The sequence below is a fragment of the Paenibacillus harenae DSM 16969 genome, from assembly GCF_000422465.1.
In the GTDB taxonomy this organism is placed as follows: domain Bacteria; phylum Bacillota; class Bacilli; order Paenibacillales; family Paenibacillaceae; genus Pristimantibacillus; species Pristimantibacillus harenae.
This window is the reverse complement of the sequence record NZ_KE383842.1, coordinates 880,443-892,614: the sequence shown is the minus strand read 5'-3', so window position 1 is coordinate 892,614 and position 12,172 is coordinate 880,443. Positions and strand designations below refer to the sequence as shown.

The 12,172-nt window shown below is 48.4% G+C and carries 13 protein-coding genes; 8 read left to right on the top strand and 5 right to left on the bottom strand.

Annotated elements, in window-relative coordinates:
* Window positions 1-16 precede the first annotated feature (16 nt).
* A complete protein-coding gene (locus H581_RS0114445; RefSeq protein ID WP_028610628.1) occupies window positions 17-1,531 on the bottom strand; it encodes a carboxypeptidase M32 in 1,515 nt (504 codons plus the stop codon).
* 141 nt (window positions 1,532-1,672) lie between these two features.
* Between H581_RS0114445 and H581_RS0114440 the strand changes: the two genes are divergently transcribed.
* Together H581_RS0114440 and H581_RS0114435 are read left to right on the top strand one after the other, a co-directional pair.
* Window positions 1,673-2,008: an iron-sulfur cluster biosynthesis family protein gene (locus H581_RS0114440; protein WP_028610627.1), complete on the top strand. Its 336-nt coding sequence runs from the start codon at window positions 1,673-1,675 to the stop codon at window positions 2,006-2,008.
* A gap of 23 nt (window positions 2,009-2,031) precedes the next feature.
* Complete coding sequence (locus H581_RS0114435) at window positions 2,032-2,601, top strand: beta-class carbonic anhydrase (protein ID WP_028610626.1); 570 nt, start codon at window positions 2,032-2,034, stop codon at window positions 2,599-2,601.
* Between the two features lie 34 nt (window positions 2,602-2,635).
* On the opposite strand, the gene H581_RS0114430 is transcribed toward H581_RS0114435, so the two are convergent.
* Window positions 2,636-3,169, bottom strand: a complete 534-nt coding sequence (locus H581_RS0114430; protein WP_028610625.1) for a DUF309 domain-containing protein — start codon at window positions 3,167-3,169, stop codon at window positions 2,636-2,638.
* A 120-nt stretch (window positions 3,170-3,289) separates the two neighbouring features.
* On the opposite strand from H581_RS0114430, the gene H581_RS0114425 reads away from it, so the two are divergent.
* The 3 genes from H581_RS0114425 to H581_RS0114415 all read left to right on the top strand — a co-directional run bounded on the left by H581_RS0114425 (window position 3,290) and on the right by H581_RS0114415 (window position 6,089).
* Window positions 3,290-3,706 (top strand): hypothetical protein, encoded by a 417-nt coding sequence (locus H581_RS0114425; protein ID WP_028610624.1) that lies wholly within the window; start codon window positions 3,290-3,292, stop codon window positions 3,704-3,706.
* A gap of 2 nt (window positions 3,707-3,708) precedes the next feature.
* Window positions 3,709-3,990 (top strand): YxcD family protein, encoded by a 282-nt coding sequence (locus H581_RS0114420; protein WP_036718621.1) that lies wholly within the window; start codon window positions 3,709-3,711, stop codon window positions 3,988-3,990.
* Between the two features lie 179 nt (window positions 3,991-4,169).
* A complete protein-coding gene (locus H581_RS0114415; RefSeq protein WP_028610622.1) occupies window positions 4,170-6,089 on the top strand; it encodes a glycosyl hydrolase family 18 protein in 1,920 nt (639 codons plus the stop codon).
* A gap of 47 nt (window positions 6,090-6,136) precedes the next feature.
* Here the strand turns inward: H581_RS0114415 and H581_RS0114410 are convergent, their stop codons facing one another.
* The gene (locus H581_RS0114410) at window positions 6,137-7,321 is read right to left on the bottom strand and encodes an ATP-binding protein (protein ID WP_169507506.1); all 1,185 of its coding nucleotides are present in this window, start codon (window positions 7,319-7,321) and stop codon (window positions 6,137-6,139) included.
* A 455-nt stretch (window positions 7,322-7,776) separates the two neighbouring features.
* Between H581_RS0114410 and H581_RS38605 the strand changes: the two genes are divergently transcribed.
* From H581_RS38605 to H581_RS34025, 3 genes are all read left to right on the top strand, one after another.
* Window positions 7,777-7,893 (top strand): sporulation protein YjcZ, encoded by a 117-nt coding sequence (locus H581_RS38605; protein ID WP_084134590.1) that lies wholly within the window; start codon window positions 7,777-7,779, stop codon window positions 7,891-7,893.
* A 185-nt stretch (window positions 7,894-8,078) separates the two neighbouring features.
* The gene (locus H581_RS0114400; RefSeq protein WP_028610620.1) at window positions 8,079-8,438 is read left to right on the top strand and encodes a BlaI/MecI/CopY family transcriptional regulator; all 360 of its coding nucleotides are present in this window, start codon (window positions 8,079-8,081) and stop codon (window positions 8,436-8,438) included.
* Window positions 8,435-10,156, top strand: a complete 1,722-nt coding sequence (locus H581_RS34025) for a M56 family metallopeptidase (protein ID WP_084134589.1) — start codon at window positions 8,435-8,437, stop codon at window positions 10,154-10,156. The genes H581_RS0114400 and H581_RS34025 overlap by 4 nt, the downstream gene beginning before the upstream one ends.
* 31 nt (window positions 10,157-10,187) lie before the next feature.
* On the opposite strand, the gene H581_RS0114390 is transcribed toward H581_RS34025, so the two are convergent.
* Together H581_RS0114390 and H581_RS0114385 are read right to left on the bottom strand one after the other, a co-directional pair.
* Entirely contained in the window at window positions 10,188-11,321 is a 1,134-nt protein-coding gene (locus H581_RS0114390) for a sensor histidine kinase (RefSeq protein ID WP_051250794.1), read from the bottom strand.
* 149 nt (window positions 11,322-11,470) lie between these two features.
* Window positions 11,471-12,073: a GNAT family N-acetyltransferase gene (locus H581_RS0114385; protein ID WP_028610618.1), complete on the bottom strand. Its 603-nt coding sequence runs from the start codon at window positions 12,071-12,073 to the stop codon at window positions 11,471-11,473.
* Between the last annotated feature and the right edge of the window lie 99 nt (window positions 12,074-12,172).

The following is a 12,172-nucleotide window of genomic DNA, read 5'->3' as shown; positions in this document are numbered from 1 at the left end:
AAAGATACAGTTGTTATTAAAGCTTGTAGATGTCCGTATATTTATTCGTCAGGTACGATACCAGATGCTGCGGATCAAGCGGCTTGCCGGTCACCTGATGAATCAGCTCGGACGGCGTTCTCAGCTTGCCGTATTTGTAGATTCGTTCGGTTAACCACTGCTTGATCGGGTGAAGCTCCCCGCGTCCGACTAGCGTCCAGAAGCCTTCGAGCTCGCGTTCCATCGTCTCCGCGATTTGAGCCGCGTACATATTTCCGAGTGAATAGGACGGGAAATAGCCGAAGGCGCCTCCAGACCAATGCACGTCCTGCAGTACCCCTTCCGCATCGTTAGAAGGAGCGATGCCTAAGTACTCCCTGTATTTCTCATTCCAGATCTCCGGCAAGTCCGAGACGCGCGCGCCCCCGTTGAAGATCAGCTTCTCCATCTCATAGCGGATAATGATATGCAGGTTGTAGGTGAGCTCGTCTGCTTCGATCCGGATGAGAGACGGTTTCACCACGTTATTTCCGCGGTAGAATTGATCGACGCTCACGTCCAGCTGTCCCGGAAAACGTTTCTGCAGCTCGCCGAAATAACGGTCCCAGAACGGTCTGCTGCGGCCGATAACATTTTCCCAGAAGCGGGATTGCGATTCGTGGATCCCCATCGAGGTGCCCGTGCACAGCGTCGTGCCGATCAGCTCCTCCATTATATTTTGCTCGTAGAGGGCATGCCCGCCTTCATGGATCGTGCCGAACAGCGCGCTTGTCACGTCGTTCTCCAAGTAACGGGTCGTAATCCGGACATCGCCGGGGCTTAGCCCTGTCGCGAACGGATGCACGCTTTCGTCGAGGCGGCCGGCCTCAAAGCTGTAGCCCATCTGCCCCAATATGTACAAGCTGAAATCCTTCTGAGCGGCTTTGTCGAAGTTCTGGCTTAGGAAAGCCGTATCCGGCTGATGCGGGGAAGCGGCGATTGCAGCTGCCAGCGGCACCAACTGGGAACGCAAGCCGCCAAACACGCGGTCGAGCTCAGCCGACGTCATACCCGGCTCGTATTGGTCGAGCAGCGTGTCGTACCGGGTCGCCTTCGGCCCCCACAGGTCGATAAACTGATTCGTATAGGATATCACTTTTTCCAAATAGGGCTGAAAGCCGGCGTAATCGTTATTCGCCTTTGCTTCCTCCCACTTCGATTCCGATTGCGAAGCGATCACGACATATTCCTGGTAAAGCTTTGGCGGAATTTTGACGCTGCGGTCATATTCTTTTCTGGTCTCCGATACAAGCCTTTGCTCGATTTCGGATAAATGTTCAAAGACGGAGCTTTCCTCAAGCTTCGAGAGCCGATCGCCAAGCTCGGGCGAGGTGGAGAGCTTGAACATGTCGCCGGATAGGACGCCGATTGCCTCTGAGCGGTTATCCATCCCTTTGCGCGGGGCTCCCGTGCGCAGATCCCAATACAAAACGCCAAGCGCTTCCTCGTAGCTTTTTATTTTACGAATCGTTTCTTTGAAGCTTTGCAGCGATTCTTCATATGTTGCCGGCATCCTCATTCCGCCTTTCCAGCTTTAAAATAGGGTATTCCATTCATTGGAACATAACTTGATCTTACTTATTCCAGTCTTTATAATCAACATAAAACTGACGAAGCACCATTTCCGTCAGAGAGAGAGGGAGAGAACCCGCAAATGCAAATTACATTCTCGCAATCGGCCGTCCGGCGGCTTACGCCCTACTTAACCGGCGGGACGAAGCGGCTCAAGCTGCTTCACGATACGGAAGGCTGCGGCTGCGTCGTCAGCGGCGTCCCGGCGCTGCAGCTTATCGAGGAGCCTTCGGTGGACGACAAGCTGGCTCATGGCGATCCGTTACCTTTTTATTACGAGCCGCGTCATGAAGTGTATTACGAACCAGAGTTGAAAGTTGATTATAATGAAGAGCAGAGCAGCTTTAGTCTAAAGAGCGACAGTCAAATCTATACGCTGCATCTTCGTTTCTTGAGTTCATCCAATCCTGTTGTATAATCGATTCGAGGAGGAAGCGCCGCTTGAGCAATATTGATGATATCTTGTCCTATAATAAACAATTCGTCGGATCGCTTGAATACGAGAAATATTCGACGAGCAAATTTCCGAATAAACGCATGGTCATCGTCACCTGCATGGACACGCGTCTTACGGAATTGCTGCCGAAAGCGATGAATCTGAAAAATGGCGACGCCAAAATCATTAAAAATGCCGGAGCGATCGTTACGCAGCCTTTCGGCAATATAATGCGCAGTATCCTGGTTGCCATCTACGAATTGCAAGCCGACGAAGTATTCGTCATCGGTCATCATAACTGCGGAATGACGGGTCTCAACCCGGAAGCTGTCATTCATCATATGGAGGACCGCGGCATATCCACCGAAACGATTACCACGCTTAAGCATTCCGGATTAAACCTGATGCGCTGGCTGACCGGCTTCGATAATGTCCGGGACAGCGTTTTAAACAGTGTTAGCATTATTCGCAATCATCCCCTGCTTCCGGCAGACATTTTGGTTCACGGTCTCATCATTGACCCCGATACGGGACAGCTTGAGCTCGTGGACGGCGCTGCCGGCAGACAAGCGTAACAGCATTTAAAAAGGAGCTTGACGGCTGTTCATTTCAGTCGCCACGCTCCTTCTTTTTGGCATGCCATGCCTCCTGCCTCGCCGCAATCACCTCAGAACGGTCTCTCAGCTTATGGCGATGTATGATCGACGCATCCTTCATCGGACTTGGCGATTCCCACTGCAAGCCGCGCTCCTCGCATTCCGCTTGGCACCTTGCCATCAAATCTTTATCGAGAATCCTCAAGTTTAAATCGACATACGCCGGCCGATGCTCTCCCGTTAGAGCTTCTATTCTTTCCGACACCTGCTTGACGACGTTCACCCTATCGATGCCGAGCGACTCAAGTAAGGGCAGCGACAATCGGGGCTCCGCTTGTTTCAACATTTTCAAAGCGCCGCGAACATTGCCCCTTCGCTCATGATAAAGCGCTACTGCAAGCTGGATCAAGCCGACCCAGACATCGGCCCGCGTATCCTCCGGATGCTCCTTCCAATACTCCTCCAGCAGCTCGTGGCATTCGAAAAAATCCCGCGATGCATGAAATTCCACTAAATAGGAAACATATGAATTAGGAAAATTTGTCATGTCTTCCTCCCGGCAGGCTTATACTTAATGAAACAAAAAAGTGAAACCTCTGTCTATCTTAGCCGTATTTTACGATGTTAGCAATGCTCGTCATCCGCACTACAGGAGGAGAAAAAACAGATGAAAAAGGGATTTTTGGTCATGCTGGCGCTCGCTTTATTCGTAACATTAGGATTTGGCCAATACGCCGACGCAAAACCTAGAGGCGGTATAAAATCACCGAAACAGGGCTATACCCAAACGCCGAAGAAAAATGAAAATACGAGCCAGACCAATCCCGGCGCCAGAACGGGGACGACAACGGGGACGACGAAACCGGGCTTTTTCGGCGGCGGAAGCCTAATGAAGGGCTTGATGCTCGGCGGCTTGGCCGGATTGATGTTCGGCGGACTGTTCGCGGGAATGGGCGCTTTCGGCCAGATTCTCGGGCTTATGATTAACCTGCTTGCCATCTTTGCGATTATTATGCTGATCCGGGTCGCGTTCGTCTACTTACGCAGCAAACGTAACCCGCCGGATCAACGGAGACCCTATTAATCGTGCGGATCTATACAGATGAGATTATTAACGCGGTCTGTCTCCATATGGCTGACAGACGAGGCGTTAAGCCGTCTGACGTAGAGGTTCAGCTTTCCTGGGAAGAACAATACGGCTTCACCGCCGAGGTGTGGGTGAACGGCCGAAGCCAATTCATCATCGAAGCGAACATCCTCGAGGCTATCGAGCAGTATATGTTCAAGCAATACAACCGCCGTGTATTCCGCTCCAATATAACGCTGGACGCGGATGAGGAGTTTTGGGCGGATATCGCAGATTCATAGATGTAAAGCATTCCGAAGAACTCCCGGTCACCGGTCGGGATTTCTGAAGGATGCTTTTTTTCGTGCGTTCTACTTTCTTCCGGGAATTTCCATTGGCGAATCAACCAGATTAAGAGAAACATCCTCCCTCCTCTTGCGTCTAATAGATAGATTGTGAGAGGAGTGTGGTTTGGAAAGCTATGAAGAGAAAATTAAGCGCAGCCCTGCTGCTGCTGCTGTTCTGTCAGACGCTCATGACGGGAGCCGCCGGCACCGCCGACGCAGCTTCTACGCAAATGACCAAGTATCGGGTCTATCAGAACGACAAAGCGCTCCGTGAATTTAGGGCGGAGGCGCAGGCCATCGACTATGCCCGGAAATTCGGGTACAGCCATGTGGAGACGATATCCGGCCGGAACTGGGTATGGGATAATTTTCCCCGGTACAAGGTTTATCAGAACGGCGTAACGAACGCAAAATGGGAATTCAGAACCTATGAGCAGGCGCTCGCCATTGCAAAAACGTTAACGAATGCGCATATCCGCGACCTGGAAAACATCGGTTGGAAATATGAAACCTATGCTAATTTCACCTTATATCAAGGGGATAACACGCAGGAGAATTGGTCGTTTCCTACTCTTGATGCCGCTAAGCGCGAAGCCAGGAAATGGGGTAACGCCCATATCATCGATTTATCGACGAATAAATGGGTTTGGGGCAATCTGACCGCAGCGCAAATCAAGGCGCAGCGCGCTGCGGTCCCCGTCTATCAGATTATGGCTGACGGCTTGCCTGTACAGGAGGAGAACTTGTATTCCTTCCTCTATGATGCCGTCCATGCTTCGGCCTCTATCCCAAGCAGCGAGATTCTAAACACCGCAACTGGAAAAATCGTGTTTTCGAACGTCCCTGCTTATAACGTCATCCAGAATGGTTCAGCAGTCGGCTCGTTCATCAGTCTGAATGCCGCGGTTCAGGCAGCCAAGAAAACCCCGTATGCAGAGGTTCAGCATAACGGCCGGGTCCTCTGGTCCGGCATGCCATACTTAACCGTCTATCAAGAAGACAACAAGCTGCGGATGTTCAATACGCGAAGCGGCGCAATCGACTTTGCGAAGCATTATGCGAACAGCTCGGTCCGGAATGCGGATGGCCGTTCGATCTGGAACAATTCGAAGAAGCTCGCCTATCTCGGCTGGAACGGCAGCGCGACCAGCCAAACCGTGCTTGACCACGTCGCTAACTCGCAAGGATTGTCGATTGACGCGCCTAGCTGGTTCGAGCTTTCGAACGCAGACGGTTCAATGAAGGATACGTCAGACATAACTGTCGTACAGACGTTGAAGGAGCAGGGCATTCAGGTCATGCCGCTTGTCCATAACCAGTTCGACCGAAAATTGACGACAGCTTTTCTGAATAACGAGTCCGCACAGCAAGTCTTTATTAACAAGCTCGTCGGACGCTTAGTCCAGCTTGGGGCGGCAGGCGTCAATCTGGACTTCGAAGAGGTTGCGGCAAGCGACCGGGCTTCTTATACCGCCTTCGTCACCTCGCTATCGAAAGCGGTGCAAGCCAAAGGAATGCAGCTATCCATCGATCTTCCGAGAGGCAGCATCAGCTGGAACCATCAGACCGCTTATGATCATGCGGCGCTTTCAGCTGTTGTCGACACGATAATCATTATGGCTTACGACGAGCATTGGAGCGGAAGCAAGATACCCGGCTCCGTTGCGGGCTTGAGCTGGACCGAAGAAGGCATTAAGCAGTTTTTGGGCTATGGCATCCCCCGCAGCAAGCTGATGCTTGGCATCCCCTTCTATGTCAGGGAATGGAAGCTGGACGGTACAGGCAAGCTGGTCGGTAACCGTGCGGTCTATATGAAAGAAATTCCTCAGCTTATCGCGGATACCGCCGCGAAGGGCGTGCTCGATGCCGAATCCGGTCAAATGAAATACACATACAAGAAGGACGGCTTTACTTATCAATTTTGGGCGGAGACGGAAGCTACGGTCAAAGCACGCATCAACTTGGCCAAAGCTTATGATCTGGCCGGAGTAGCCGCGTGGCGGCTCGGATATGAAAGCTCGGACCTGTGGACGATGATGCTTCAATTGAAATAAGGCGCAATAACGGTAAAGACCGCTTACAGCATTCGCTGCAGCGGTCTTTATGGTTTATATGGTGCTGCGGGCAGTCGGATCGTCACTTTTGTCCCCACGCCTACCTCGCTTTCAAACGTTATTTTTCCATGCATGGCTTCAATAATCCGAATCGTAACCAGAATGCCGAGACCGGTTCCCGAATCCTTCGTCGTAAAGAAGGCTTTCCCGATATGGTCCAAATTTTCTTTCGTCATGCCAATCCCGGTATCGATCACTTCAATGACGATTTCTTCATTGCGATAATAGGCATTTACGGTAACATCGCCTGTTGCTGGAATCGCCTCGACGCCATTTTTAATTAAATTCAAAATAACCTGCGTCAGTCGTGGCTTGTCCGCTAATATGAACAGGTCCGTCTGATTGCAATTAAGATGCATCGCAACGTTTTGGATTAGGCTGTATGAATTCATGATTTCCACGGTGTGGTTCAAAAAGTCCGAAACCTCTATAATCTCTAAGTGCTCCGCTTGCGGCTTGGCCAGGTTCAGATAATCGGATATGATAAATTCCGCCCGGTCCAGCTCCGACAAAGCGATTATTAAATATTCTTTCTGTCTATCGTCTACCGATCCCTTCAGCAGCTGAAGAAAACCCTTTACAACGGTAAGCGGATTTCGCACCTCATGGGCTACCGAAGCTGCTATTTGACTGACGATCTTCAGCTTCTCGCTGCGCTCCAGTTCCAGTCTTAGCAACGCGCTTTCAATGATATGCTCATTCAGCAGTGCGGAGATTCCCATTCCGATTAAAGAAACGAGTGCCATTACTGAAATCGCAAAATAACGATATGTAGGTTGTTCAATGATGTGGGAACCCATGTTTTGATGAATAACCAAAAGCACGATCATCACTAGAGTCGAATATAACGCTAAGGCTAAGCTTACGGCTACCCGCTTGATGGGAGGACTTTGCGCGAATGACTTGGCGAATAAGAAGCTTGGCGCTATCATAAACGCAAAGCCAATCATAATGAGTGCGGCTGCATCGCCTCCGGCGCAATATCCGTATAGCTCGACAATGAGCGCCGAAATGATGCCCGGGATCCATTTGCCCTTGCTGTACACGATGGAAATGATTACCGGAATGCAGCGAAGATCCCATTGGAAATCTGCCGTCAGGTTAACCGGAAACGCCATGCATAAAGCAGCCGAACCGCCGAACATAATCCCATTTAACAGCTGATATCGCAAGCTGTCCGCCGCTATTTTTTTCCGAGAGAAAAAGAACTGTTGGATAAATATGGGAAACAATATGATTATGAGTTGTAAAAGCAGCTGATTAACCATATGTGCTGATCAATGTCCTCTCCCTTTACAATATTTGCATAGTACTTGAGAACTAAAGCCCACTCTTTTATATTAACACATAAATAATAAGCATATCATTATTTTTTTGCGTAAAACATCCCCGTATCCATGCCAACCTGCATGAATACGGGGATGTTCTTATTCGTATAAATGAGAAATGAAGCCAATCGGCGGGACATTATTTCGAAATAGAAGCTGCCAGGGATCGCTTGTCTACATATTTCGTCGCCATTTTCAGGAAGAGGGCTAATGTCATGCCGTAACAAACACCTAGGTCATGAAGGAATTTTAATGCATAACCTACATAGTATTCAGGAAACAAGGAGGTGCATTGGATAATGTCAGGTAACGTAGGCGGTGCTTTTACTAGTACTGGAGCGATCCTTGTTCTGTTCATCTTGTTGGTGATTATAGCTTGCAGCTGCGGAATTTTCGGCGGCGGATACGGCTACTAATCGAGCCCAAAGACTTTGCCACCGAATGTCTATTCCTAAAATATCTCCAAAGAGAAAGCCCATTTATGGGCTTTTTCTGACGTTATGCGATTTTTTATGCCTTCTTGACATTCCAGGTCTATCAGGATAAACTTAACAGCAACAAGGTTTATTCGAATAAACTAACTTATTTTGGAGGTGAAGCCATGGAATCGTATAAACTATTTGATGCGGAATATAAATTCGCCAGCTTGATTTGGGAGCATGAACCGATAAACTCGACTGCGCTGGTCAAGCTTTGTCAAGAGAGGCTGGGGTGGAAAAAATCCACGACCTACACGGTTTTAAGAAAGCTGTGCGAACGCGGAGTACTTCGAAACGCGGATGCGGTCGTCACCGCCGTTATCAAAAAAGAAGACGCGCAAAGATATGAAAGCCAATCGGTCATGGAAAGAGCGTTTAACGGATCTCTGCCGCAGTTTATAACCGCTTTTCTGGGCGAAAAGAAGCTTTCGAAAAAGGAGGCTGAAGAGCTGAAACGAATCATTGAGGAGGCAAGTAAATGACCGGCTTTTTTACAACGATATTAAACATGAGCATTACAGCAAGCTATGCAGCTATAGCCGTTATGGTTGGGCGTATTTTCTTTAAAAACCTGCCGAAAATTTTCTCCTATGCCCTTTGGATGGCCGTGTTGATCAGGCTTGTGTTTCCGTTCAGCTTTCAATCGGCGTTTAGCTTCTTACATTTGCTGCCGCCAAGAGAACAAGCAAATCCAAGCGTCATGGAAAATGCACCCGGCAGCATCGGCCTCATCCCAGTCGAAACGATGGATGCCGAAATGGACGGTAAAGCTCAATCTTTACTCTCCTTGATCCATCCGGGCTCGCCGGAATTGAGCGCTTATCCTTTACAATCCCTATTGGAGATTGCGAGTATCTTATGGCTTGCAGGTGTCGCCATACTGCTTATTTACAGCCTCGTCTCCTACATAAGAGTGAACAGCAATGTGAAGACGGCTACGCTGGTCAAAGACAATATTTTTGAAACAGACCGCATTACGTCGCCATTCGTGTTCGGTTTGATAAAGCCCAGGATTTACATCCCGGTCGGTTTGGATAAAGATGAGCTTTCGTATGTGATCGCACATGAACAAACGCATATTAGAAGACTGGATTACCTGGTGAAGCCATTTGCCTTTGTCACCCTCATTGTTCATTGGTTTAATCCCGTCCTATGGCTTGCCTATTCCTTAATGAGCAAGGATATGGAGATGTCGTGCGATGAAAGTGTCATCAGAAAAATGGGGACGGATCAGAAAGCCAGCTATTCCCGCTCCCTGCTGTCCCTCTCCGTCAAACGGAACGGCTTGTTGACGGGCAGCCCTCTCGCCTTTGGCGAGAGCCATATTAAGTCCCGGATCAAAAATATTTTAACTTATAAAAAGCCTGATATATGGGTTATAGCTGCCGCCGTACTCGTAACGGCCGCGTCGATTGCCCTGCTGACGGCAAATCCGGAATATGAGGCGAAGGCTGAGCCGAATTCCTCTGCAGCTTTATACGATACAAAGCTATTAATGGCTAATAAAACGCCTTATGTAGGCAACCAAAGCAAAGTGGTGGCACTGATCGAAGCGATGCCATTCCCTTCAGGTTATAGAAGAGATACGGTTGAACTTCAAACCGTTCAACCGCCTTATGGATTAACGATCCATGTAATTGGCGCGTCAACTTCTGAAACTTTGCAGCATACGGATTTTGAGGATGTTTTTTTTCCAAATGCTGTGCTGCTCTTTAGTTTAATTGATAATGTTGATGTCATTTCCTACAAAGCTGCGGATAAAGGCGGCCAAGGAGAAATAACTGGCTTTACGTACACAAGAGATAAGGCTGAAGAATGGAACGGCGGGGATGTTCGCTATCACGCTGACAGCGCCGAAGCCCTTAATAAACTTATTGCCCGGATGTTTAATCATTCATCCGAGTCTATTGCAATAGGTACTCAAATTGAGAAATCGCTTGAGATCATTCAATCCTCGCCCAAGTTTTCTTCTAATCCAGGCGATTATATCGAGGCGCACCGGGATGAATATGAGCGAATCTTGAGGACGGATGAAGAGGCTCTTGCTTATCTGTTTGCCGAATTTGAGAATGGCAACATCCAAAATGATCTTCGCGGCCATATTATCATGTCCGTATGCAAAGACTTATTGGGTGAGCGGGACAATGTGAAGGACGAGAGCTTGCTCCCGCTGCAATGGTATGATGAGCTCGTGTTATAGAGGCGCAGGGTTAGCTCAACCGAGCTAACCCTTATTTGCGCGCAAGCGCGGCAAGATGGAATACCATCATAAACGTCGTTTCCTCGGGATTCGAGGTAAATAGAATGTCGCCTTGATTTCGATTCATGATCTGCTTGCTTATGGCAAGTCCAAGCCCCGTCCCTTCCTTCTTGCTCGTCACAAAAGGCGTGAAAAGCGAATCTTTTATCGAACTAGGAATTTCCGGTCCGTTGTTGGTCACGGCGATGATATAATTTTCCTCCTCAAGCCTGCCGGATACACTAATTTTTCTTCCTCCTTCGATTTGGTACATGGCGTCTATGCTGTTAATTAATATATTGGATAAAACCTGTTGGATGGCGATTTTTTGAATATGTAGGGTTGTGTCCCGGATAGAATCAAAGACAAGCTCGATGTTTTCATCAATGATCCGCGGCTGGATTAATGAAATAACGGTCTCGATGACCGATCTGGATGAAACATCAATAAACGATTCTTCGATTACGTCTTTTTTGGAGAAGCTTAAAAATCCGGTAATATGCATCTGTATGTTCTGAAACTCGATTTCGATGATGTCCAAATAAGGAATGAGCTTGTCGTAAGAACGGTCGGATATTTGATGACGGATCATTTTGATAAACCCGAGAACCGAGGTTAACGGGTTTCGTATTTCATGGGCCATGCTGGCAGCCATCTTTCCGATAATCGTCATTCGAGCCTCGTGCAGCTCCGTAATGGTGCTCTCCTTATCTGCTATGAGACGATTCGTACACTCGTTATAATAATCGAATACGTAACGTTCAAATTGATCCAGCCGGTGATTGATTTTTCTAACCGCATGCATAGGAATACGCTGATCGTGCAGCTCCTCCTCTATAAACCGCATCAGCGAATTTCTCCATATGTGGTTGCTGCGGAGCAAGTCGCTGCTTGATATTTTATTGTCAAAAAGGTTCTTATAATAATACGGAACCCGCTTCACATGCTCATGCTCCTCAAAAGGAATATCAATATCCATCATAAAGGTGAAATAGCTGTGCGCTTCCTGCAAAAAGCTTGTCTCCTCATAAATGCGTAACCTGTTTTCATGAAACTCATGCAGCCAATTATGTATGATTAGATCTCTATTATTTCGTAAAACCGTCATGAATTGTCGTTCATCCATTATTATTAGCTCCTTGAAAGTGTTCTTGTTAGTTTCGATAAATTTCGCTCAACTCCTTTTTTGCAAATGAAATGCTCACCGTATCCCGAACGGCTAAACAGCGAAAAAGCCCTTTACGCCGCATCATAAGGGGCTTCACTTTCTTCACTTTATGGAGAGTTTCGCATTTCGTATTCAACACCGCGAATTTTAGAGAAAACCATCGTATCCCTAAGATTCCCGTCGACATCGCATCGATCGTTCCGCAGAATGCCGTCCAGCTTGAAGTTTGAGCGCTCGGCGACCTTTGCGCTTCGGTTATTGCGCGAATCACAGCGGATTTCAATGCGATTTGCCTGCAGCTCCGCTACAGCAAAGCCGGTAATCGCATTTACCGCTTCGGTTATATATCCTTGTCCGGCATAAGCTGTGCGTACCCAATAGCCGATTTCGAATTTCCGCGCCTGCCAGTCGATCCGGTGCAGTCCGCTGCACCCGATAAGCCGGTCCGTATCCTTCGATACTATGAGCAGCATCAGATCCGACCGTTCCAGAAATTTCAGGCGGGCTTTCCGAATAACAATTTCAGACTCCTCAAGGTCTGGAATTTTATTCGCCCAGGGCATCCATGGCCGTAATTCATCAAGGCTTTCTCTTACAGCCTCATTAAGCTGGGCTCCGTCATTCCACAATGGCGCCCGTATGAGCAGACGACTGCTTTCAAAGCTTTCAGGGATCGAATACAGAATCGGGTTCATCTCCATTTGGCTCATAAACGACCTCCCCGGAAAAAAATATTTCCGATAACCGTAACACATCTCTCACGCTTCGGCAAGACTTTAAAAAAAGCTTGTTGGCGCTTCCGGCTTTCC